This is a genomic window from Caulobacter sp. FG121, assembly GCF_057809815.1.
The window spans coordinates 163,983-185,921 of sequence record NZ_JBMDKR010000005.1; the positions used below are offsets into that span (position 1 = coordinate 163,983).

At 66.9% G+C, this 21,939-nt stretch carries 21 protein-coding genes; 11 read left to right on the forward strand and 10 right to left on the reverse strand.

Going from position 1 to position 21,939, the window contains the following annotated elements:
* Positions 1-30 precede the first annotated feature (30 nt).
* Positions 31-2,193 carry a primosomal protein N' gene (locus tag ACODSL_RS14095; RefSeq protein WP_488901328.1) on the forward strand — a complete coding sequence of 721 codons (2,163 nt, stop codon included), beginning with the start codon at positions 31-33 and terminating at the stop codon, positions 2,191-2,193.
* A 1-nt stretch (position 2,194) separates the two neighbouring features.
* On the opposite strand, the gene ACODSL_RS14100 is transcribed toward ACODSL_RS14095, so the two are convergent.
* From ACODSL_RS14100 to ACODSL_RS14110, 3 genes are all read right to left on the reverse strand, one after another.
* Complete coding sequence (locus ACODSL_RS14100) at positions 2,195-3,790, reverse strand: MDR family MFS transporter (RefSeq protein ID WP_488901329.1); 1,596 nt, start codon at positions 3,788-3,790, stop codon at positions 2,195-2,197.
* A gap of 93 nt (positions 3,791-3,883) precedes the next feature.
* Positions 3,884-4,243, reverse strand: a complete 360-nt coding sequence (locus tag ACODSL_RS14105) for a hypothetical protein (protein ID WP_488901330.1) — start codon at positions 4,241-4,243, stop codon at positions 3,884-3,886.
* Positions 4,244-4,322: 79 nt separating this feature from the next.
* Positions 4,323-5,126, reverse strand: coding sequence for a TerC family protein (locus tag ACODSL_RS14110; protein WP_488901331.1), 804 nt, complete (start codon positions 5,124-5,126; stop codon positions 4,323-4,325).
* 156 nt (positions 5,127-5,282) lie between these two features.
* Between ACODSL_RS14110 and ACODSL_RS14115 the strand changes: the two genes are divergently transcribed.
* The 4 genes from ACODSL_RS14115 to ACODSL_RS14130 all read left to right on the forward strand — a co-directional run bounded on the left by ACODSL_RS14115 (position 5,283) and on the right by ACODSL_RS14130 (position 9,457).
* Positions 5,283-6,380 (forward strand): acyltransferase family protein, encoded by a 1,098-nt coding sequence (locus tag ACODSL_RS14115; RefSeq protein ID WP_488901332.1) that lies wholly within the window; start codon positions 5,283-5,285, stop codon positions 6,378-6,380.
* A gap of 68 nt (positions 6,381-6,448) precedes the next feature.
* On the forward strand, positions 6,449-7,138 hold the full coding sequence (locus tag ACODSL_RS14120; protein WP_488901333.1) for a CHAP domain-containing protein: 690 nt from the start codon (positions 6,449-6,451) through the stop codon (positions 7,136-7,138).
* Between the two features lie 68 nt (positions 7,139-7,206).
* Positions 7,207-8,166, forward strand: coding sequence for a magnesium transporter CorA family protein (locus ACODSL_RS14125; protein ID WP_488901334.1), 960 nt, complete (start codon positions 7,207-7,209; stop codon positions 8,164-8,166).
* Positions 8,167-8,245: 79 nt separating this feature from the next.
* Positions 8,246-9,457 (forward strand): pentapeptide repeat-containing protein, encoded by a 1,212-nt coding sequence (locus ACODSL_RS14130; protein ID WP_488901335.1) that lies wholly within the window; start codon positions 8,246-8,248, stop codon positions 9,455-9,457.
* A 46-nt stretch (positions 9,458-9,503) separates the two neighbouring features.
* On the opposite strand, the gene ACODSL_RS14135 is transcribed toward ACODSL_RS14130, so the two are convergent.
* Positions 9,504-10,364 carry a crotonase/enoyl-CoA hydratase family protein gene (locus ACODSL_RS14135; RefSeq protein WP_488901336.1) on the reverse strand — a complete coding sequence of 287 codons (861 nt, stop codon included), beginning with the start codon at positions 10,362-10,364 and terminating at the stop codon, positions 9,504-9,506.
* A 131-nt stretch (positions 10,365-10,495) separates the two neighbouring features.
* Here ACODSL_RS14135 and ACODSL_RS14140 point away from each other — a divergent pair, with 131 nt between their 5' ends.
* Positions 10,496-11,155: a glycine zipper domain-containing protein gene (locus ACODSL_RS14140; RefSeq protein WP_488901337.1), complete on the forward strand. Its 660-nt coding sequence runs from the start codon at positions 10,496-10,498 to the stop codon at positions 11,153-11,155.
* A gap of 43 nt (positions 11,156-11,198) precedes the next feature.
* Positions 11,199-12,083: an alpha/beta fold hydrolase gene (locus tag ACODSL_RS14145; protein ID WP_488901338.1), complete on the forward strand. Its 885-nt coding sequence runs from the start codon at positions 11,199-11,201 to the stop codon at positions 12,081-12,083.
* Between the two features lie 118 nt (positions 12,084-12,201).
* Here the strand turns inward: ACODSL_RS14145 and ACODSL_RS14150 are convergent, their stop codons facing one another.
* From ACODSL_RS14150 to ACODSL_RS14175, 6 genes are all read right to left on the reverse strand, one after another.
* Positions 12,202-13,134, reverse strand: coding sequence for a thioesterase family protein (locus tag ACODSL_RS14150; protein WP_488901339.1), 933 nt, complete (start codon positions 13,132-13,134; stop codon positions 12,202-12,204).
* Between the two features lie 5 nt (positions 13,135-13,139).
* Entirely contained in the window at positions 13,140-13,625 is a 486-nt protein-coding gene (locus ACODSL_RS14155; protein WP_488901340.1) for a Fur family transcriptional regulator, read from the reverse strand.
* Between the two features lie 43 nt (positions 13,626-13,668).
* Positions 13,669-14,475, reverse strand: coding sequence for an acid phosphatase (locus tag ACODSL_RS14160; protein ID WP_488901341.1), 807 nt, complete (start codon positions 14,473-14,475; stop codon positions 13,669-13,671).
* A complete protein-coding gene (locus ACODSL_RS14165) occupies positions 14,472-14,993 on the reverse strand; it encodes a hypothetical protein (RefSeq protein ID WP_488901342.1) in 522 nt (173 codons plus the stop codon). Before ACODSL_RS14165 ends, ACODSL_RS14160 begins: the two co-directional genes overlap by 4 nt.
* A 77-nt stretch (positions 14,994-15,070) precedes the next feature.
* Positions 15,071-16,117 (reverse strand): 1,9-bis(guanidino)-5-aza-nonane synthase, encoded by a 1,047-nt coding sequence (locus tag ACODSL_RS14170; protein ID WP_488901343.1) that lies wholly within the window; start codon positions 16,115-16,117, stop codon positions 15,071-15,073.
* 116 nt (positions 16,118-16,233) lie between these two features.
* Positions 16,234-17,496: a type III PLP-dependent enzyme gene (locus ACODSL_RS14175; RefSeq protein WP_488901344.1), complete on the reverse strand. Its 1,263-nt coding sequence runs from the start codon at positions 17,494-17,496 to the stop codon at positions 16,234-16,236.
* A 277-nt stretch (positions 17,497-17,773) separates the two neighbouring features.
* Between ACODSL_RS14175 and phnC the strand changes: the two genes are divergently transcribed.
* The 4 genes from phnC to ACODSL_RS14195 all read left to right on the forward strand — a co-directional run bounded on the left by phnC (position 17,774) and on the right by ACODSL_RS14195 (position 21,921).
* Positions 17,774-18,568 (forward strand): phosphonate ABC transporter ATP-binding protein, encoded by a 795-nt coding sequence (phnC, locus tag ACODSL_RS14180; RefSeq protein WP_488901345.1) that lies wholly within the window; start codon positions 17,774-17,776, stop codon positions 18,566-18,568.
* Positions 18,565-19,587 (forward strand): phosphate/phosphite/phosphonate ABC transporter substrate-binding protein, encoded by a 1,023-nt coding sequence (gene phnD / locus ACODSL_RS14185; protein ID WP_488901346.1) that lies wholly within the window; start codon positions 18,565-18,567, stop codon positions 19,585-19,587. The genes phnC and phnD overlap by 4 nt, the downstream gene beginning before the upstream one ends.
* An 8-nt stretch (positions 19,588-19,595) precedes the next feature.
* On the forward strand, positions 19,596-20,432 hold the full coding sequence (gene phnE / locus ACODSL_RS14190; protein WP_488901347.1) for a phosphonate ABC transporter, permease protein PhnE: 837 nt from the start codon (positions 19,596-19,598) through the stop codon (positions 20,430-20,432).
* Between the two features lie 193 nt (positions 20,433-20,625).
* Entirely contained in the window at positions 20,626-21,921 is a 1,296-nt protein-coding gene (locus tag ACODSL_RS14195; protein ID WP_488901348.1) for an OprO/OprP family phosphate-selective porin, read from the forward strand.
* Positions 21,922-21,939 lie beyond the last annotated feature (18 nt).

The window sequence follows — 21,939 nt, forward strand, 5'->3', positions numbered from 1 at the left end:
TTTAGCGAGCCGGAACGCGGGGCGCCACCCGTGAGCCGAATCGCGTCCGTTCTGCTGCCGATGCCGCTGCCCGAGGCGTTCGATTATGACGAGCCCGAAGGGTTCGATCTGGCCGTCGGCGACCATGTCGCGGTGCCGCTGGGGCCGCGCGCGGTGCGGGGCGTGGTGACGGCGCTTCGAGAGGCGGCCGGCGGAAACCGTCCGCTCAAGCCGGTGACGGAGCGGCTCGATGACCCGCCGATGCCTGAAGCCACCCTGCGCTTCGTGGAATGGGCGGCGCGCTATTCGGTCGACCTGCCGGGCCAGCCGCTTGCCATGGCCCTGCGCGGCCTGCGCCCGCCGAAGCCGAAGCCGATCAAACTGCTGGCGCCGACCGGGACCGAGCCCGCGCGGATGACGCCGGCCCGGGAAAAGGTGTTGGCCGCCGCCGCCGAAGGACCCCTGCCGGGTCCGGAACTCGCGGCGAAGGCCGGGGTCGGCGCCGGGGTGGTCAAGGGGCTGCTGGACGAGGGCTGTCTCGAGATCCGGCTGTTCACGCCTGAAACCGTTTTCCCCGAACCGGACACGACGCTTCCGGGACCGACGCTGAACGCCAGCCAGAAGGCCGCGGCCAGGGTTTTGGCTGGCATGGTGGCCGAGGGCGGGTTCCAGGCGGCCCTGCTCGACGGCGTCACCGGATCAGGCAAGACCGAAGTGTATCTCGAGGCGGTCGCCGCCGCGCTCGACGCCGACCCGGCGGCGCAGGTGCTGGTGCTGCTGCCCGAAATCGCCCTGACCCAGGCCGTCATCGCGCGGTTCGAGGACCGCTTCGGCGTTCAGCCCGCGGAGTGGCATTCCGCCGTACCGCCGCCCCGCCGTCGTCAGGTGTGGGAAGGTGTCGCAAGAGGCAGGGCGCGCATCGTCGTCGGCGCCCGGTCGGCGCTGTTCCTGCCGTTCCCGAACCTGCGCCTGATCGTCGTCGACGAGGAGCACGACGGCTCGTTCAAGCAGGAAGAGGGCTTCATCTACCAGGCCCGCGACCTCGCCGTGGCCCGCGCCAGCCTCGAGAAATGCGCGGTGGTGCTGGCTTCGGCAACGCCCTCGCTGGAGAGTCTGTGGAACGCCGAGCAGGGCCGCTACCGCTGGCTCAAGCTGGCCTCGCGCCACGGCGCCTCCGAACTGCCGGACGTTTCGCTGATCGACATGCGCGAGACCCCGCCCGAGCCCGGCCGCTGGTTGTCGCCGCCGCTTATTGAGGCGATGAAGGAGACCTACGGCCGCAGCGAACAGACCCTGCTGTTCCTTAACCGCCGGGGCTATGCGCCGCTGGTGCTCTGCCGCGCCTGTGGCGAGCGGATGAAGGCGCCGGACACCGACAGCTGGCTGGTCGAGCATCGCTACACGGGTCGGCTGGTCTGTCATCTGACGGGCTTTTCGATGCCCAAGCCCGACCGCTGCCCCCATTGCGGGGCGCAGGACAGTCTGGTCTCGATCGGCCCCGGGGTGGAGCGGGTCGAGGAAGAGGTGCGCTTCCTGTTCCCCGAAGCCCGCGTGGCGGTGTTTTCCTCGGACACGGTATACGACGCCGAGGGGGCCCGCTCGATCGTCAAGGCGATGACTGACGGTGAAATCGACGTGCTGGTGGCCACCCAGGCCGCCGCCAAGGGTCACGACTTTCCTTTGCTGACACTGGTCGGTGTCGTCGACGCCGATCTCGGCCTGCGTGGCGGCGACCTGCGCGCCGGGGAGCGGACCTTCCAGCTGCTGGCCCAGGCCAGCGGTCGAGCGGGGCGTCGGGAGCGGCCCGGGCGGGCCATGCTGCAGACCTATGCGCCCGACCATGCGGTGATGCAGGCGCTGGCGGCCCAGGATCGCGACGCGTTCCTCGCCGCCGAGATGTCGGGCCGCGAGCTGGCCGGTCTGCCGCCGTTCGGCCGGCTGGCGGCGATCATCTGTTCAGGCCCCGATCCGGTCGCGCTGGAGGCCTACGTCAGGGCCCTGGCGGCCGCTGTCCCCAATGTCGACGGCGTGGATATCTACGGGCCCGCCGACGCCCCGCTGGCGCTGGTGCGCGGGCGGCGGCGCAAGCGCTTCCTCATCCGCGCTGATCGCAGTGTCGACCTGCAGGGATTCCTGTCGGCATGGCGCGCGCGGGTCCGACCGCCGAACTCGGTGCGGGTGGTGATCGACGTGGACCCCTACAGCTTCCTGTAGTTCAGGCCTGCGCCGGGGCAGGCTCCTCGGCCAGCACCGGTTCTCCGGGGACCTGGCGGCTGCGCATCGGGATTTCCGGGATGAACAACACCACGACCAGTCCGGCGAAGATGACCAGCAGGCTCGCGCTGAACACGCCGGTGATGGCATGGGAGAGGGTTTCGCGCAGGGCCGGGTCGACGCCCGCTGACTGACCGGCGGCCTGGGCCTTCAGCGCCAGCCCCTCCAGCGCGCCGATGTCGACGCTGGCGCCGCCCATGCTCTTGCCGAGATTGTGGGTCAGCAGGGCGCCGAAGATCGCCACGCCGAGGGTCGAGCCGATCTGGCGGAAGAACTGGTTTGCGCTGGTGACCACGCCGATCTGGGTCGGCGGGGCGGCGTTCTGGGCCGCGACGCTGAACAGGCTCTGGCCCGGGCCGAGTCCCAACCCGACCAGCACCAGCCGCAGGCTGAGGTCCCAGGACGGCGTGTGCGGGCCGACGAAGCTCAGAAGGGTGACCCCGACCAGCAGCATCGACACTCCGGCCAGCATGAACGGCTTGTAGCGACCCGTGCGCGTGACCATGCGTCCCGACAGGGTGCTGGAGACGATCAGGCCGCCCATCAGCGGCAGGATCAGCAGGCCGCTGGCGGTCGCGGGAAGCCCGCGGCCGAGCTGTAGGTAAAGCGGCAGGAAGGTCACCACGCCGAGGAACGCCATGGCGATCAGAAATCCGGCCAGGTTCGACAGGGCGAACACGCGGTTGCTGAACAGCGACAGCGGCAGGATCGGAGAGCTGGCCCGGCGTTCGGCCTGCAGGAACAGCACGAAGGCCACGGCCGACAGGGCGAAGAGACCCAGGATCGTCGGCGAGCTCCAGCCAAGGCTGTGGCCCCCGAGGCTCAGCGCCAACAGCAATGGAGCGAAGGTCGTGATGATCAGGCCCGCCCCGATCCAGTCGATGGCGCCGGACGCCCGGTGACTCAGGCGCGGCATCTTCACGATGATCATGAACAGCGACAGCAGGCTGAGCGGCAGGTTGAGGTAGAACACCCAGCGCCAGCCGGCGACCACATGGGCGCCGATATGGAAGGTCCCGTGGTCGGTGAAATAGCCTCCAACCACCGGCCCGATCACACTCGAAAGGCCGAACACCGCGCCGAACAGGCCGGCGAACCTTCCGCGCTCACGCGGCGGGAACAGGTCGGCGATGATGGCGAAAGCGGTCGTGAACAGCGCCCCGCCGCCGATGCCTTGCAGGGCGCGGAAGACGATCAGCTGGGTCATGCCGCCGCCGAGCAGGGGCATGTCGCCGAACTCGCCGGACAGGCCGGACAGCCAGGACCCGACGAGGAAGATGCTGATCCCGGCCAGCAGCACGGGCTTGCGGCCGTAGAGGTCGCCTAGCTTGCCCCAGATCGGCACCATGACCGTCGAGGTCAGCAGATAGGCCGTGGTGACCCAGGAATAGAGCGACAGTCCGTCCAGCTCGGCGATGATCCGCGGCATGGCCGTGGCCACGATCGTCTGGTCGAGCGCCGACAACAGGAAGACGATCATCACGCCGATCAGGGTGATGCGACGTTCGTCGGCGGTGAAGGTCTGGGTCTGGGACACGGTCGGGGCAATCGGTGAAACGCCCGAACGGTGGACGTCCGGGGCTTCTACAGAAGCCTTTGCCTCCAATCCAGTTGGCAGTCCGTCGCGGGACTAGCGCGCCTCGAACTTCGAGCAGTAGTTCGTGGCGTCGACCATCAGGGAGACCGCCCGGTCGATGGCGTCGCCGTCGGCGTCAATCCGTCGATAGATCTCGTCGCCGACGGTCTGCTGGCTGGTCAGCGGGTAGGCCTGCATGACCTTCACGACGATGGTCTTGTCCAGACCCCAGCCGTTTCCGTAGACCCACTGTGTCACGCAGTAGCACTGGTTGTCGTTGATGGTCTGCCGCCGGCATTCGCCATAGACCGGGGTCTGCCGGTAGTCGCCCACCACCTGGTCCGCGGCCGCCGGACCTGAAAGTCCGACCCCCGTCATCAGGACAGCAAAGCCCGCCAGGACAGTTTTGCGCATCGAACCCTCCAGCCGCGAAGTGACTGGAGGCTAGCCATCTGCGACCAGGGGTGTCGTCCCCGGAAAGGGGGTAAGGCCGTCAGTGCACGGTCGGCGGTTCGTCGGACGAGCCTTTCGCCCGGCTCTTGCGCGCGACCATGTTCAGTCCCTCGACGAGGCCCGAGAACGCCATGGCAGCGTAGATGTAGCCCTTGGGCACGTGGATGCCGAAGCCGTCGGCGATCAGCACCGAGCCGATCATCAGCAGGAAGCCCAGGGCCAGCATGACGATGGTCGGGTTCTTGTTGATGAAGTTGGCGAGCGGCCCGGAGGCGAAGAACATCGCTCCCACGGCGATGGTCACCGCCACGATCATGATCGGCACGTGATGGGTCATGCCCACGGCGGTCAGGATCGAATCGATCGAGAAGACCAGGTCGAGCATCAGGATCTGTACGATCGCCGCACCGAAGTTGCTGATGGCCGTGTTCTTGGCGTCCATCACGTCGCCGGTCGGCGCCGGGTCGACCGAATGGTGGATCTCCTTGGTCGCTTTCCACAACAGGAACAGACCACCGGCAATCAGGATCAGATCGCGCCAGGAGAAGGCGGTCTCGAATGTCGCGTGCCCGTCCTCGTTCAGCGGACCGGTAATGCCGAGGTCGAAGACGGGCTGGGTCAGCGCCACCAGCCAGGCGATGCCGAACAGCAGCGCGATGCGCATCAGCAGGGCGAGTGACAGGCCGATGCTCCGCGCCCGCGCCCGCTGCGCCTCCGGCAGCTTGTTCGACAGGATCGAGATGAAGACGAGATTGTCGATCCCGAGCACGATCTCCATGACCACCAGGGTGACGAGGGCCGCCCAGGCGGAAGGATCAGCGGCAAGCTGAAGGAGACTGTCCATCGGGGAGCGGGCCTTTCACGACTGGTGAACCTGATGCTGTCTACATAGCAAGTCGCACGCCCGGTTGAACCGCTGTTGATCGATTCTCCGACCGTGCGGGCAGAAATCGCTTCTGACGCGCTGAGCTCCAGCGCCGAACCGGAACGGGATACGGACATGCAGGACGCCGCCAACATCCGGCCTCTGACCTCACTTCGCTTCTTCGCGGCGCTTTGGGTCGTGCTGTTTCATTACTGGCCGAAGCTGGCGGTCGATTTCACGCCCGCCCTGGTCAGCAAGGGCTATCTGGGCGTCGAACTGTTCTTCGTGCTGAGCGGCTTCATCCTCTGCCACGTCTATCTGACGGCCTTCGGGGAGGGCCGGTTCAGATATGGCGCCTTCCTGTGGAACCGGCTGGCCCGGGTCTATCCGCTGCATCTGGCGACGCTCGCCGGCATGATCGCGCTCGGCGTTGGCGCCGGAATGGCTGGGCTGTCGATCGATTCAGACATCCTGCGCTGGGACGCCCTGCCGGCGAACCTGCTGATGGTCCAGGCCTGGGGCTTCGCGCCGGCGGCGGCCTTCAATCACCCTTCCTGGTCCATTTCGGCCGAGTGGTTCGCCTACCTGAGCTTCCCCGCCTTCGCCGCCCTGGCCTGGTCGATGCGCAACCGGCCCTGGCTGTATGCCGCAGGGACCCTGGCCGGCATCGCCGTGCTCTATCCGACGTTCCAGGCCCTGACCGGTGAGTCGCTCAACGAAGCGACCATCGCCTGGGGCGCTCTGAGAATCGTCCCGTGTTTCGCGCTTGGCTGCGCGATGCACGGCCTGTGGCGGTCCGGCGCGGTCCGCGGCGTCCGCATGGCCGCCGCCGGCGCCCTTTTTTCAGGCGCCGCCCTGTTCGCGTCGGCCGGCCTTGGCGCTCCGGACATGGTTACCGTGGCGACGTTCGGGGGCCTGATCCTGAGCCTCGCGGGCCTCGCGCAACACGGTTCGTCTTTCGGAACCTGGCCAGCCTTCGTGTATCTCGGTGAGATAAGCTATTCGACCTATATGATCTGCGTGCCGTGGAAGATCATCTTTGTGAATGCCGCCGCGCGAGTTCTAAATTTGACCGATGAAAAACTGCCATTGGGCCTGTGGCTTGTGTTCATCGGGGCGCTCGTTCCACTGTCGGCGGCGTCCTATCATCTGATCGAGAAGCCTGCCCGCGAGCGCATGAAACTCATGGCCGACTCATGGCGGACACGACGAGTTGTCGCGGCCGGCGCCTGAAAAGACTCTTTTCATTCTCGCGTGAGATGGTTATCCCCTCACTTCCAGTGACGGGGGAGACCTCCTGAATGCGCCAACGGACCAAAACCTATCTTGGTTCCCTGGCCGCTGCGGTGGTGATCAGCCTTTCGCCCACGGCGAACGCCCTGGCTGACATCTATTGGCAGTGTGTGCCGTTCGCCCGACTTCTGTCGGGGATCCAGATCTATGGCGACGCCAGGACCTGGTGGGGTCAGGCCGTGGGCACGTACGACACCGGTCGTCTGCCGCGGATGGGGTCCGTTCTCTGCTTCAAGCCGACCGCCCGCATGCAGCTGGGCCACGTCGCCGTGGTCAGCCGCCTCGTCACGGACCGCGTCATCCAGATCACCCACGCCAACTGGTCCCAGATCGGCGGCGCGCGCGGTCAGATCGAGACCGATGTCACCGTCATCGACGTCTCACCCGTCGGCGACTGGAGCATGGTCAAGGTCTGGTACGACCCGATCCGCGACCTCGGCACCTCGGTCTATCCGACCTATGGCTTCATCTATCAGAACCGCCAGGCCGTTCAGCTGGCCCAGACCGATCCCCGCTACTGGAGCGCCCAGGGCGTGACCATGGCCCGGACCGCCGCGACCCAGACGGCCTCGACCGTCGGCCCGATTCCGTCCCCGCTGGGCGTCATCAACCAGGCCGCCGACGCCACCGACCGCATCGCCGCGCTCATCGCGGCCGCGACCGGACAGGGCCAGTCCCAGGACGATCCCGGCAACTGATCGGCCTCGCCGGTTGACGCTGCCCGCCGGCCGCGCCATTCGAGGGCGGGTCCGGAGATCTCACGTCCATGCTCAGGGTGCTTCGTTGCGGTGGAGGCGGTCTCGCGCCCGTCGAGGCTGGTCCTGACTGGGTTCTGCCCGACGACGTCGCCTGGATTGACCTGACCAACCCCGAGCGGGCCGAGGAGCTCATCGCCGAGAAGGCGCTGGGCGTGCTCTTGCCGACGCGGGAGGAGATGGCCGAGATCGAGGTCTCCTCGCGTCTCTACCAGGAAGACGGGGCCAGCTTCATGACCGCCTTCGTGCTGGTCGGCGCGGACGGCGACGATCCGGCGCTGGAGCCCGTGACCTTCGTGCTGGCGCGCGGCCGGCTGATCACCATCCGTTATGTCGACCCCCGCGCCTTCGTCGCCTATGCGGCCCAGGCGGACCGTGACGCCGACTTCTGCCGGGGTGGCGTGGAGGCCTTCCTCGGCCTGCTCGACGCCCTGATCGACCGGGTGGCCGATATCCTCGAGAAGACCTCAGCCGACGTTGAGGTCATCTCCGCCGAGATTTTCCGGCCGTCACACAAGGCGCCGTTCAAGCCGATCCTGCGGCGGCTTGGTCGCGCGCAGTCGATTGCCGCGAAGGCGCGCAGCAGCCTCGTCAGCCTGGCTCGCCTGCTGTCGTTCGCGGCCCTTTCCGACGAGATCGCCGACAGCAAGGAGCACCGCGACCGTCTGCGCTCCCTGCAGCGCGACGCCCAGTCCCTGACCGACCACTCCGCCTATCTGACGGAAAATGTGACCTTCCTGCTCGATTCGGCCGTCGGTCTGATCAACACCGACCAGAACGAGATCATGAAGGTCTTCTCGGTCTGGGCGGTCGTGCTGATGCCGCCGACGCTGATCGGGTCAGTGTACGGCATGAACTTCCAGCACATGCCGGAACTCGCGCAGCCCTGGGGATATCCGCTGGCGCTCGGACTTATGGCCGCGACCATGCTTCTGCCGCTGTGGTGGTTCCGCAAACGGGGGTGGCTCTGATCGTCGCGGGGCGTTCAGAAACAACCGTTCATTAAGCCGATAGGCGGCAAGCTCCCTGACCCTTGGAATCAGGTTCTGAATGGCCGCCGCTCCCAGCCTCATCCACGCGCTCGACTTCAGCGTCGTCAAGGCGATGATCGAGGCGCACGGCCGGTATCTGAGCGGCCGGAGCGGCGGCAAGCGCGCCAGCTTCACCCATGCCGACCTGTCGAACATGAACCTTGGCGGTATCGATCTGAGCGATGCCGATCTGACGGGCGCGCGGCTCGCCGGCGCCACTCTAAACGGATCCAACCTCACGCGGGCCATCATGTTTGGCTGCGACCTTCGTGAGGCGGACCTGCGCCATGCCGATCTGACCCAGGCCGACCTGCGGGGAGCCTGCCTCCGGGGCGCCAACCTCGCCGACGCCAACATGGCGGGCTGCGATCTGCGCGAGGGCCAGATCGCCCTTCAGACGGCCGGCCAGGGCTTTCATATTCTCAAGCACGAGCGCCGCGTCGGGGAACTCGATTACGCCGTGCTCCAGGGGGCCAATCTCGCCGGCGTCCAGATGACCGGCGCGCATGCGATCGCGGCCGACTTTTCCGACGCCGATCTGTCAGGCGCCTGCCTGAATGGCGCCCGGTTGATCAACGCCGTGTTCGATGGCGCCAACCTGACGGGCGCCCAGGTCTTTCAGGCCGACTTCTCCGGAGCCCGGATGCAGGACGCCGTGATCGCTGGGGTCAATCTCGACGACGCCAGCTTCGAACGGGTCGATCTGAGCGAAACGCTGCGCGCGCCGCCGCCAATTGTCTACGTCGATGACCGACCGCTAGGCGACCTGATCGGCGAGCATGAGCGGTACTGCAAATCGAGCGGGGCGGACGGCGCGGCGATGAAGGTGTCGCGGGTAGATTTCCGGCCGCTGCGCCAGCTTCGTCGTCGGATGCTGACCGGCATGGCGGCGCCGCGCTCTGTCTTCTTCGGTCTCGACATGGAGGGCGCTCAGTTGCAGGGCTGCGACCTCACCGGCGCGGACCTGCGCGGCGTCAGCCTGAAGGACGCGGATCTTCGCGGGACCAAACTGGTCGGCGCCAAACTCAACAAGGCAGACCTGCGCGGCGCCCGGCTGGGTCCGCTCATGATCGCCGAGGGCCGCCATATCCGCACCGACCTGACCCGCGCCATTCTTCGCGGGGCCGACTTGCGGGACTGCCACGCCCGGCGAGCCCGCTTCCTCGAGGCGGACCTCCACGGCGTGCGGTTCGACGGCGCGGATCTGGTCGGGGCCGAACTCGAGACCTAGCCCCTGTTGATCCTCCCCGCAGGGCGGGGAGCATCACCGCTGAATTCTACAGCCCCTTCCGAAGCGGCAGCAGATCCGGGAACACCGGCTCGCGGCCTTCCTGCTTGGCGGCGAAAGTCTCGGCCATATGCGGGCCGGAGAACATGCCCGTCTGCCAGACCGCGATGTAGTCGAGGCCGTCCTTGATGGTGTGGTCGCGGGCGTAGTTGATCATGACCTTGCTGCCGGCGACGGCTAGCGGCGATTTGCTGGCGATCTCACGCGCGGTGGCCAGGGCGTGGGCGATGACGTCCTCGTGGGTGTCGAACACCTCGTTGACCAGGCCGATATCGCGCGCGCGCTGTGCCGGCAGGCGGCGGCCGGTATAGGCCAGTTCGCGCACCCAGCCCTCCGGGATCAGCTTGCACAGACGCGGGAAGGTGCCGACATCGGCGGTCATGCCGATGTTGATCTCCATGATCGTGAAGAAGGCGTCGGCCGAGCAGTAGCGAATATCGCAGGCGCTGGTGAAGTCGACCGCCCCGCCGATGCAGCCGCCCTGGATCGCCGCGATGACGGGCATGCGGGCTTCGTCCAGGCAGCTGAACGTGTCCTGGAGCGCGTGCACATGTTTGCGGAAGCTCTCGCCGGCCACGTGCCGGTCGGTCTGGCCGCCGCTCTCGCCGACGTTGGCGAACACGGACAGGTCCATGCCGGCGCAGAAGTGCTTTCCGGTCGAGGAAATCACGATGCAGCGCGCGCGCGCGTTGTCGTTGATGTCCCGAATAATGACCGGCAATTCCGCCCAGAACGCCTTGTTCATGGTGTTCATGGCTTCGGGGCGCTTCATCTGGAGGTGAGCAACTCCGTCTTCGATGGAAACGTTGAAGCAGGTCCAGGCGGCGGTCTCGGTGGTGTGGGCGTTCATGGGTCCAGTCCTCGCAGGATTTGACACATTGTCGTGAGATGACGTCGGGAAAGCCAAGCCCGGACGTAACAAGGGGCGAACCGGCGCTAGACTGCTATCCTGGCACGTCTGGCATCAATCGGGAGATTATCATGCGCACAGCCATCACCGCCGCCGTCGCCGTTCTGGCCCTTGCCGGCGCACCGGGCATCGCCAACGCCGGCGTCTTCAGCTGCGACGCCGCGGGCGGCAAGCAGGAAGGCGGAGCCGTCATCGGCGCCATTATCGGCGGCGTCATCGGCAACCAGGTCGCCAAGCGCGAACGTGGAGCGGGGACTGTTGTCGGGGCCGGCATCGGCGCGGCGATCGGCTCGTCGATCGGCTGCAAGATGCAGGAGGAGGACCAGCGCCGCGCCGAAGAGGCGCTCAACGAGGCCCTCGCCACCGGCCGTCCGGCGAGCTGGCGCAATCCCAATTCGGGCGCCTATGGGGAAATCCGGGTCCTGCCGACCGCCAACAGCGGCTCCTGGTATGCGCCCGGCAACGTCAACATCCGCGCGCGCCCGTCAACGACGGGTCGGGTGATCGGGCAGCTGGCCGCCGGCGAGACCTTTGGCGGCGTGATCTACAATTCGGGCTGGCTGAAGGTCCAGAGCGGCTATGTGTCCCGCTCCGTGGTGCGCGCCGCGCCGCGCCAGGACGGCTGCGAAACCCTTGAGCAGACCGCCTACACCAAGAAATACGGCCGCGAGACCGAACGCTACCGCGCCTGCCGCAAGCCGGGCGGCGCCTGGGACGTGCGCAAGATCTGACGTCTCTCGACTGACGCTGGGTGATGACGCTAGGCAGGCGGGGATGACTGTCCCCGCCTCGCCTTTCCCCGCCGCCCGCCGCCGTGACATCGCGGTTCCCGAGGGAACCATCGCCGGCTACGAGTTCGGCCCGGCCGACCGGCCGCTCGATGTCCTTTTTCTCCATGCCAATGGCTTCAACGCCGGGACCTACGCCGACATCTTGTCGCCGCTGGCCGCCCGGCTGCGCATTCTCGCCGTCGATCAGCGAGGGCATGGCCGAACGACCTTGCCGGCGGATCCCGAGGGGCATGACGCCTGGATGGTGTTCCGCGATGACCTGCTGGCGCTGCTCGATGCGCTCGGCGAGACGCCGACGGTGCTTTCAGGTCATTCGATGGGCGGCACCGTCAGCCTGCACGCCGCCGCGATGCGTCCGGACGCGGCCCGACGGCTGGTCCTGTTCGATCCGGTGGTCGTGACCCGCGAACGCGTCGCCGCCGCCGGGCCGGACGGCATGAAGAACTCGCCGCTGGCGATGGGCGCCCGTCGCCGCCGGTCCAGCTTCGCCAGTCGCGAGGAGGCCTTTCAGGCCTACAACGGCCGCGGCGCCTTCAGGAGCTGGTCCGAAGCGTCCCTGCGCGGCTACCTTGTCGACGGATTGATCGAGGGCGACGACGGACTGGTCCACCTGTCCTGTCGCCCGGCCTGGGAGGCCGCCAATTTCAGCGCCGATCACCACGACCCGATCGGCGCTTTCACCGCCGCCCGTCAGCCGATCCGCATCCTCAAGGCCGAGATCGGCTCGACCTGCGGGATCGAGGGCTATGAGAACCAGGTGCTGGGCGACGGCCATGTCCGGCTGGAGGTCATCCCTGGTACGAGCCACTTCCTGCCGATGGAACGTCCGGAGCTCGTGCGGGCCGCGCTGCTCGAGGCGGCCGCGTAGTTGCTCCCCATCGGGGGAGCTGTCAGGCCGCAGGTCTGACTGAGGGGGTCACCCGCGATCTGAGCGGACCCCCTCCGTCTCGCCTGACGGCGATCCACCTCCCCCGATGGGGGAGGATTTACAGCGCCAGCCCGGCTTTCGCGTACTTCATGAGCTCGGCGCGGGCAGCATCGGTGATCGGCACGATCTTGCGGGAGTCGAGGTCGAATGTCACCGCCACCGCTTCCGAAACGCCCCATGGCCGCCCGCTGTCGGGATCGATCATCCAGTGGACCATGCGCTTGGTGCGGGTATCGGCATCCTTCAGCCCGGAGCGAATCTCGAACCTGTCTCCTGCGCGCGGCCAGTCGAGGTGGATCAGCCGGTATTCCAGAACAGCCCCGCCCACGCGTTTCGGCTTTTCCACCGCCCCGCCCACCACCGCTTCGCGGAAGCTGCGGATCAGACGCGGAATGCCGTCCGACACCCGGCCGATGAACAGTTCGGGTCGCATGCGGCCATAGAGGTCGCAGTCGGCCGGCGCGATGGCGCCCTGGGCGATACGCACCAGATCGAGGTCGTCGGCGCGGGCAAGACTGGCCGTGGACTCGACGGGCCCCAGCGACACGCTGCGGGCGGCCGCCTGGTCGGGCAGGTCGATCGTCAGGGTTTCCGCCAGCGCCCGCGTCCCGGCGGTCCAGGGGAAGGCGCGCCCCTCGGCCGGAGTCACATGGGCGATGACGGTCTGGAAGCTGGCGGCGAGGGCGCCGGAATCCGAATGCCACAGCAGCATCAGCACCCGCGCGGTGTCCTCGCCCATCTCCAGCATGCCGCCGGTCATGTGCAGAGCGACCCCCGCATGGGCCTCCTTGAGGAAGCGGATGTGCTGCTCGCGGATCATCAGGGTCGAACCGGCGTGGGCTGCAAAGGCATGCGGCAGCCCGAGCGCCGCCGCCAGACCGACCAGTCCCTCGACAGCCTTGGTGACGTAGAAGCGCACATTCATGTGCCCCATCTCGTCACATTCCCATGTGTTGACGCCGCCCCGCCAGAGCTCGATGCCGTCAGTCATATCGGTCAGGCCCGGCAGTCGCTGCAAAGGCCGTGCGCCTCGACCATCAGACTGGTCAGGTTGAAGCCCTGGGCGGCGGCCGTGCTCTCGATCTCGCCCACGCCGGACGGGGCGATTTCACGCGTGGCGCCGCAGCAGTCGCAGATCAGGAACGCCGCCGCGTGTCCTTCGCCCCCGCCGCCACAGGCGATGAAGGCGTTCAGGCTTTCGATGCGGTGGGCCAGGCCCTGTTTCGACAGGAAATCCAGCGCTCGATAGACCGTCGGCGGCTTTGCGGGCGCGCCGTCAGCGCCGAAGGCGGCGATCAGGTCGTAGGCCTTCACGGGTTGGCCGGCCTCGAGCAGCAGTTCCAGCACGCGCCGACGGGGCGGCGTCATGCGCTGGCCGGCGGCGGCGCACCGCGCCTCGGCCGCCGTCAGTCCGCGCGACAGGGCGTCGCCGGTCAGGCCGTGCTCATGGTGGTCGTGGTCACAGGCGTGGGAATGGGCCATCCACCGAGAGGTAGAGAGCCGCGCGCCGGAGAGCAAGCGGCGGCTAGGGCAACGGGGTCGCCATCGCCGCCGCCTCGGCGGCGCAGTTGCTTGCAGGGCGGCCGTCAGCGATCACGCCGGCCAGCTCGACGCGGGCCTTGTCCATGTCCGCGCGGAACGCGGGCGACGTGTGCAGCGCCGCCACCAGGATTTCCGCGTTGGTCCGGCCCGCGGCGACGGAACTGGCGTTGTGCACGCCACACACCAGGCGGCTCTCGCCGAAGGCCTTGCTGCGCGCCAGGATCGCGCCAGACCGGTCCGGAACCAGTTCGGCCATCACCAGCCCGACCGCCCAGCCCCAGGTGGCATGGCCCGACGGGTAGTCCGGGCTGTGGGCCAGCCCGGCCGTCCGGTCCGTGCAGATGGGCCCCTCGTTGGCCAGATAGGGGCGGGGACGACCCCAGACCTTCTTGGGCCGACTGACGGCGCGGCCGACGTCCGGGGCCATCTTCAACAAGAGGCCGCGCAGGGCAGGCAGGTCCTGTTCCCGAAGTTCAACGCCGACGGCGCAGCTCAGGTCGCTGACAATGCGACGTTCGGACAGATCATTGACGGCCAGATCCCAGCGCGGCGTCCCCTGAAGAGATCGCGTTGAGAGGAAGATGGCCCGGTCAGCCTCGGCGACGGGTGAGCCCGCCGCTGGCGCTGGCGGCAGGATGGCCACGGTGTCCGGCCCGGCCGCCCCGAGATAGCCCTTCCAGGGCAGCCCCGCCGAGGCCGCGCCGGCGCCGGCCGCGATCAGGAGGGCGAGGCCGGCTATGGCCGAAATCCGCGCGCGGTCCACGCGAGGCGCCTCCGGGCGGCGGCTCACGACCTCGGTCCGGTCCACGACAGGACCACGGCGGTTCCGCTCTTCTCGGCGGTGGCGATCACCTGCAGCGTCTGGTCTTTCGACGCCCCGGTCGCCGCGTACATCAGGCCTACGCCGATGTTGGCGTCGGCGCTCGTCGTGAAACCGGCGGCGGCCGCGCGAGGCTTGTAGAAGTCGATGACGGCCTTCGGCGAGGCCGTGGTCAGATAGGTCACCGACCCCACCTGGTGTCCGTTCGTCACCGTCGTGCTGGTCGCCTTCAGCGTCGCTCCCGGATAGAGCGGCGCGAAGTCCGGCGTCGTGACCTTTATGGGCGGGGCGGGCGGCGCCGGTGGCGCGCCGGGCGCATTGGTTGGGGGTGCAGGCGGCGGAATCGTGACCTGGACGGTCGTCGAGCTTTCTTCCCGCGTCGTTTCCATGTGGAAGCCGTCAGAAGTGGTGGACGTCTTCTCTTCCTTCCGGCTGCAAGCTGACAGCGAGACGGCCGCGATGGCCGCGGTGATGATCACGAGACGCAAGTCTGAACCCCCAAACGAAAAACCGCGCGAAGCGGAAAGCCTCGCGCGGTCCTTCAATCCTGGCAATAGCCGCCGGATCAGGCGAACAGCTTCTGCCAGCGCGGCTTGACCCGGTTCTTCCACGCCCCGCGGTGATAGGCGTCCGAGCCGATCAGGGGCACCACCGTGGTGGCTTCGGCGAAGACCATCTGCTCATGGGTGGTCTGGACCTTGCCCCAGCTGGCCGCTTCCTTGAGCGTCGAGGACGAGCAGGCGCCGTCGCGCACGTCGGCGACGGTGATCTGCACGGCGTAGCGGTGCATCTCCGCCTCGATGCCGAGGATTTCGGCGCACACGACCGTGTCCTGGGCGAAGTTCTTCGGCACCCCGCCGCCGACCATGAACAGGCCGGTGACGCCGGCGGCGATCTTGATATCCGTCAACTCACGGAAGTCCGCGACCGCGTCGATCATCAGGTAGGGCTGTTTGGCGGCGATCCGCTCCTTCTGGTGCTTGACCAGGCCGAAGCCGGCGGAGCTGTCGACGAAGGCCGGGCAGAAGATCGGCACGCCTTCCTCGTAGGCGGTCTGGATCAGGCTGCCGGGCTTCTTTGCATTGCCCTCGCTCAGCCACTTGCCCATTTCCCAGATGAACTCGCGCGAGGAATAGGCGCGGGGCTCCAGGCGGTTGCAGATCTCCAGGATCGTGTGATCGCAGTTCTGGAGCTCTTCCTCGTCGATGTAGGTGTCGTAGATGCGGTCGATGTAGTTGTCGCGCAGCACGTTGTCGTCGACCGGGCCGGCGGCCTGGTAGTGCTTGAAGCCGAGGGCCTCGAAGAAATCCATGTCGACGATCGAGGCGCCGGTGGCGACGATGGCGTCGACCATGCCGAACTTCACCATGTCCCGGTAGACGTGCATGCAGCCGCCGGCGCTGGTCGATCCGGCGAGGATCAGCCAGGGCGAACAGGCCTTGTCTTCGAGGGCCATGTTGAAGATGTCCGCCGCCCGCGCCGTGTCACGCGAGCTGAAGCTCATCTTGCGCATCGCATCGATGATGGGACGGGCGTCGAAGCTGGTGATGTCGATGTGCTCGACGACGTTGGCGAGCAGCTGGGCTTTGGTGTTCGAAACGGGAGCGTTCATCGCTTTGGTTTCCCCAAGGTTTGAGCGCCCGTCCAATGGAAATTGGCGCCAGCCCGGACGGAGCGACGGGCTGGCGCTGATCAGGTGAAACCGCCTCGTGGGCGGATGGATGCGACCTACTTCTTCCGCTTCCGTTGGCCGGCCTTACCCTTCGGGCGCGACAGCCTGACGACGTTTGTATTCTCCGTGCGCGGCACGGGGATCGAGCGACGGGCGAGGCCGAACATCGAGGCCATCGGCGCGTCATCGTCCACGGCCACCGTCTCGACGGCGCCGAAGCCGTTGAACCGCGTGGACATGGCCACGCCGTAGGCGCCCAGCATGCCGATCTCGACGAAATCGCCTTCCTGCACATCCTCGGGCAGCCAGAACGGCCCGGGCATGTGGTCGATGGAATCGCAGGTCGGGCCATAGAACTGGAACGGCTTCAGATTGCCCTCCAGTTCGCGGGCGTCCGCGCCGCCGCGATAGCTCTTGACCGGGAAGGGCCATTTGGCGTGCGCGGCGTCGAACAGCGAGCCATAGGCTCCGTCGTTCAGATAGAGGGCGTCGCCCTTGCGCAGCTCGACTCGGGTCAGCAGCGAAGTCGATTCAGCGACCAGCGCCCTGCCGGGCTCGCACCACAGCTCGGTCGTTTCCGACACCGGCATCTCGTTGAAGCCGCGATCGATGGCCGCGATGTAATCGCTCATGTCCGGTGGAATCATGCCCGGGTAGATCGACGGGAAGCCGCCGCCGATGTCGATGACATCGGCGAACACGCCGGCCCGCACCAGCGCCCGGCCCGTCTGGGCCATGGCCGCCTGGAAGGCGGTCGGACGCATGCACTGGCTGCCGACGTGGAACGACACGCCCATCATGTCCTGGGTCGCGCGGCGGGCGGCCAGCATCAGGGACGGAGCCTTGAAGCTGTCGACGCCGAACTTGCCCGACAGGCTGTAGGCCGCGCCTTCGGTCGACACGCCCATGCGGACGATGAGGTTCAGGTCCCTGGCGTTGCCGGTGGCGTCGAGGATCTTGTCCAGCTCGTCCTGGGTGTCGAACGAGAAGGTCCGAACGCCATGATCGAAGTAGGCGGCCGAAATCGAGGCGCGGCTCTTCACCGGGTGCATGAAGGCCATGCGTGATCCCGGGGCATGCTCCGCCACAAGCTCGATCTCGGGGATCGATGCTACGTCAAAGCCCGTAACGCCATTTTCCACGAGGGTCCTGATGACCCACGGCGAAGGATTGGCCTTCACCGCGTAGAGGACGTCGCCCTTGAAATTCTCCTGGAACCAGCGCGCCGCTACGGCAACGGTGCCTTGTCGCACAAGGGCGACAGGACGTTCCGGTGACCGCTCACGGACCAGGTCCAGGGGCTTATGGTACGTGTGCAATTCACGTAACCCCCAAAGATTGTTGAACCTAGCCCGGCGTTAGCAGCGCAGATGGACACGGGGTCCGCCGGGAGCGCGCGATGTAGAGTCGCTTGGTCGCGATGTAAAGAGACTTTTCTGCTGCTCCCGATGGGGGCGGCGAGCGCATTTCCCGCATCGGGGGACGTCACGGGACTTTGCAGCCGGTCCCGTGGAAGGATATGCCTTGCCGTCACGAAACTTTTGCATGCCCCTTCCATGACAGTTGGGCTTGTGTGTTAGGACTCCTGCCGAAACCATGACGACAGACGCCGTCCTCTCGATCCGCTCGGTCTCCAAGACCTTTGGTTCCCGCCGCGCGCTCGACGGGGTCTCGCTGGACGTCGCCCGCGGGGAAATGGTCGCGCTGATCGGACCGTCCGGTTCGGGCAAGTCGACCCTGTTGCGGTCCGTGGACGGCCTCCAGACCATCGACGCCGGCGCCGGTGTCATCGAGGCCTTCGGCGGCAAGGTTCAGGTCAAGGGCAAGCTCAGCGACAAGGTGCGCGACGCGCGCATCCGCATCGGCTTCATCGCCCAGCAGTTCAATCTCGTCGGCCGTCTCAGCCTGTTCACCAACGTGGCGCTCGGATCGCTGGGTCGCATCGGCTTCGCCCAGGGTCTGTTCGGCCGCTGGCCGGAGGAGACAAAGGCTGCCGCGATGCAGGCGCTGCACCGGGTGGGTGTCTCAGACTATGCCGGCCAGCGGGCCAACACGCTGTCGGGCGGGCAGCAGCAGCGCGGCGCCATCGCCCGCGCGCTGGTCCAGAAGGCCAAGATCATTCTCGCCGACGAACCGGTCGCATCGCTCGACCCGGTGTCGGCGCGGAAGGTCATGGAGATCCTGCGCGAGCTGAACCAGAAGGACGGGCTGACGGTCATCGTCACCCTGCACCAGGTCGACTACGCCCTGAAATACTGCGACCGCGTCGTCGCGCTGAAAGCCGGCAAGATGGTCTATGACGGCCCGGCGTCCGGTCTGAAACGCGACAAACTCATCGATATCTACGGCCCGGAATTCGAAGACGTCTTCTGGGAAGGAGCCCCCTCATGATTCTTCGCCGCTCATTCCTGGCCCTGGGGGCCGTCGCGGCGCTCGCGCTGGCCGGCTGCGGTCCAAAGGCCGCTACCACCGGGACCCCGGACACCGTCACCTTCTCGATCCTGTCGACCGAGTCCGCCCAGAACATGGAGTCCTACTGGGCGCCGATCCTGGCCGACATGGAGAAGCAGACCGGTCTCAAGGTGAAGCCGTTCTTCTCGGGCAGCTACAGCGCCCTGATCGAGGCGATGCGCTTCAAGCAGACGGATGTGGGCTGGTTTTCGAACCAGTCCGGCCTGGAAGCCGTTCGCCGGTCCAATGGCGAGGTCTTCGCGCGCACCTTCGATCCGTCGGGCACCGACGGCTACAAGTCCCTGATCATCGTCCCGGCCAACAGCAAGATCCGGACGCTGGACGACCTGTTCAAGTGTGATCGCACGCTGAACTTCGGCATGGGCGACAAGAAGTCGACGTCCGGCACGCTCGTGCCGATGGTCGAGGTTTTCCTGCCGCGCGGGGTCAAGCCCGAGACCTGCTTCAAGACGGTCTTGTCGGCCAACCACGCCGCGAACCTGTTCGCGGTGGCCAACGGGCGGCTCGACGCCGCGACCAACAACTCTACTGCCCTGCGTCTGAACAAGGACCGTGGCGAAGGCCAGGCCGATCGTGTGCGGGTCATCTGGGAGTCGCCGACGCTGCCGGAAGATCCGATGGTCTGGCGCAAGGACCTTGATCCGGTGGTCAAGGAAAAGCTGCGCCAGTTCTTCCTGACCTATGGCCAGGGCACGGGTCCGGACGCCGAGCGCCAGCGCGCCAACATGGCCAAGCTGAGCATCGGCGGCTTCAAGCCCGCCGATGGCTCGCACCTGATTCCGGTTGAGATCTGGGAAGCCGCCGAAAACCTGGGCGAGGCCGAGGAAGCCGGTGACAAGGCCAAGATCGCCGCTGCCCAGTCCGCGCTCGACGCCCTGAAGGCAAAGCAGGCCGCCATCGTCGCCAAGGCCGGCGCCGCGGCCCCCGCCGCGAACTGAGACCAGGCATGACCGAGACCGTCGATCTGACTCCGCCGCGCCGGCCGCTCAGCGCGCAGATGTTCGACCTCCTCCTCTGGGGCGGGGTCGGCCTGCTGCTGGTCATCAGTTTCCATCCGGCCGAGATCGACAAGTTCCCGATGCTGTTCAGCAGCGAGAGCCGCATGGGCGAGTTCGTCGGCGGCTTCTTCGCGCCGTTCCGCTTCTGGGACCCGGCCTGGACGCCCAGCGACTTCATGGACAAGGAATGGGGTCTCTACACCGGCAAGATGTGGCAGACGATCCAGATGGCGCTGTGGGGCACGGCGCTGGCGATCATCGTCGCCATTCCCTTGGGCCTGCTTGCATCGAAGAACATCACCCCCTCCTGGATCCAGCAGCCGGTCCGCCGGGTTCTGGATCTTGTCCGCTCGATCCCCGATCTCGTCGTCGCCCTGATCTTCATCACGGCCGTGGGCCTGGGTCCGTTCGCCGGCGTCATGGCGATGATGTTCAACACCGGCGGCGTGCTGGCGAAGCTGTTCTCCGAAGCCGTCGAAGCCATCGACAAGGGACCGGTTGAGGGCGTCCGCGCCACGGGCGCCGGCCGCCTGCATGAAATCGTCTGGGGCGTCATTCCCCAGGTCGCGCCGCTGTGGGTCAGCTATGCGCTGTACCGCTTCGAATCGAGCAGCCGGGCGGCCACCGTCCTCGGCCTGATCGGCGCGGGCGGCATCGGGCAGGTGTTGCTGGATTCCACCCAGTCGTTCAAATACGACGAGACCGGCTGCATCGTCCTTGTCATCGTTGTCGCGGTGTCGGGCATCGACCTGCTGTCATCGGCGATCCGCAGTCGTCTTCTCTAACTTCCTGAAAACGAAGATTTTTCAGCGTAGTTTCACGGCGAGTAATCGTCCGTATAGAGACTGTCTGTCACACAACTGACGCGCGGCTGTCGTCGAACCTTCCTGATGCTGTCGCCTGACCGTCGCGGGGCCCGCCTAGGAGTCCGCCGACCTGACGCGAGGGGCGTCGGGTGAGATCGACAAGGATCCCACTATGATGACCAAGACCTCGCTGGCCTGCGGGTCTGCACTGGGCGCGCTCATGGCGCTGGCCCTCGTGTCGGGCGCTACCGCGCAAGAAACCACGACCGCCTGGAAGGGCGCTCCGCAATTCACCAACGATGGCGTCTCCTTCAAGGTCCGTGGCCGGATCCTGATCGACGCGGTCTTCCAGGACGTCGACCGCGAAGTGGGCGCCGACTTCACCACCCGCGCTTTCCGCGGCCGCCAGGTGTTCCTGGGCGTCGAAGGTCAGATCAACAACTACTTCGCCTACAAGGCCGAAGGCGGCGCCGTGAACGGCGGGGCTTGGGCCTGGGATGACGTGGTCATCGAATACAAGCCGAACGACAACACCTCGATCCTGTTCGGCAACATCAAGGCCGCCGGCCTCGAGAACCTCACCTCGACCCGTTTCACGACCTTCATGGACCGCGGGCCTTACGGGGAAATCGGTCCCGACAGCTACCTCGTCAGCGCCGTCGTCAAGATGAACGGTGAAGACTGGACCCTGACGGGCGCCGTCCAGGGCGACTCGATCAACAACGCCGACCTGACCACGGCCGTCACCGGCGCGCCCTCCATTGCCCTGAAGCCGGACCTGCAGGAGCGCCTCGGCTTCACCGCCCGCGCCAGCTACGCCCCGATCCTGACGGACACGGACAAGGTTCACCTCGCCCTGTTCGGTCGCTACCGCGACCACGGCAATGAAGCTGCCTTCAGCTACCAGACCCGCCCGATGACCAACTTCGGCGGTCGTTACCTGACGTCGGGCGCCATGGGCGACACCGACACCACCTGGGGCGGTGAATTCGCCTGGGTCCACAACAGCCTCTCGGTCCAGGCCGAATACGCCGACATCGCCGTGACCCGCCTCACGACGGGCACGGGCGCGACCGTCGGCGGCGACCCCAACGTCAAGGTTGGCTACGCCTTCGTCAGCTTCTGGCCGACCGGCGAAATGCGCAACTACGACCCGAAGAAGGGCGAGTTCGGTCGTCCGAAGATCCTGAACCCGGTCACCGCCGGCGGCTTCGGCGGTGTTGAACTCGGCCTGCGCTACGACTGGGCCGACGCCACGGACGTCTACAACACGGCGGGCAACGCCGCAGCGCGTACAGCGGCCCGCGACTCAGGCGAATATACGAGCTGGACGGCGGGCGTGAACTACTACCCCGTGCCGTACGTTCGCTTCCAGGCCAACTACACCAAGGCTACCAACGACAACCCGGTCGTCGGCCGCGACGTGGATGTGGACCAGTTCCAGCTCCGCGCCCAGATCGACTTCTAGTCAGCCGTCACCTCGAGA

Excerpts from the sequence above, each read along its gene's own strand:
- phnD (WP_488901346.1), top strand. The coding sequence starts at position 18,565 with ATGATTCTTCGCCGCTCATTCCTGGCCCTGGGGGCCGTCGCGGCGCTC.
- ACODSL_RS14170 (WP_488901343.1), bottom strand. The coding sequence starts at position 16,117 with ATGAACGCTCCCGTTTCGAACACCAAAGCCCAGCTGCTCGCCAACGTC.
- ACODSL_RS14145 (WP_488901338.1), top strand. The coding sequence starts at position 11,199 with ATGACTGTCCCCGCCTCGCCTTTCCCCGCCGCCCGCCGCCGTGACATC.
- ACODSL_RS14155 (WP_488901340.1), bottom strand. The coding sequence starts at position 13,625 with ATGGCCCATTCCCACGCCTGTGACCACGACCACCATGAGCACGGCCTG.
- ACODSL_RS14140 (WP_488901337.1), top strand. The coding sequence starts at position 10,496 with ATGCGCACAGCCATCACCGCCGCCGTCGCCGTTCTGGCCCTTGCCGGC.
- phnC (WP_488901345.1), top strand. The coding sequence starts at position 17,774 with ATGACGACAGACGCCGTCCTCTCGATCCGCTCGGTCTCCAAGACCTTT.
- phnE (WP_488901347.1), top strand. The coding sequence starts at position 19,596 with ATGACCGAGACCGTCGATCTGACTCCGCCGCGCCGGCCGCTCAGCGCG.
- ACODSL_RS14110 (WP_488901331.1), bottom strand. The coding sequence starts at position 5,126 with ATGGACAGTCTCCTTCAGCTTGCCGCTGATCCTTCCGCCTGGGCGGCC.
- ACODSL_RS14120 (WP_488901333.1), top strand. The coding sequence starts at position 6,449 with ATGCGCCAACGGACCAAAACCTATCTTGGTTCCCTGGCCGCTGCGGTG.
- ACODSL_RS14195 (WP_488901348.1), top strand. The coding sequence starts at position 20,626 with ATGATGACCAAGACCTCGCTGGCCTGCGGGTCTGCACTGGGCGCGCTC.
- ACODSL_RS14115 (WP_488901332.1), top strand. The coding sequence starts at position 5,283 with ATGCAGGACGCCGCCAACATCCGGCCTCTGACCTCACTTCGCTTCTTC.
- ACODSL_RS14130 (WP_488901335.1), top strand. The coding sequence starts at position 8,246 with ATGGCCGCCGCTCCCAGCCTCATCCACGCGCTCGACTTCAGCGTCGTC.
- ACODSL_RS14150 (WP_488901339.1), bottom strand. The coding sequence starts at position 13,134 with ATGACTGACGGCATCGAGCTCTGGCGGGGCGGCGTCAACACATGGGAA.
- ACODSL_RS14135 (WP_488901336.1), bottom strand. The coding sequence starts at position 10,364 with ATGAACGCCCACACCACCGAGACCGCCGCCTGGACCTGCTTCAACGTT.
- ACODSL_RS14125 (WP_488901334.1), top strand. The coding sequence starts at position 7,207 with ATGCTCAGGGTGCTTCGTTGCGGTGGAGGCGGTCTCGCGCCCGTCGAG.
- ACODSL_RS14105 (WP_488901330.1), bottom strand. The coding sequence starts at position 4,243 with ATGCGCAAAACTGTCCTGGCGGGCTTTGCTGTCCTGATGACGGGGGTC.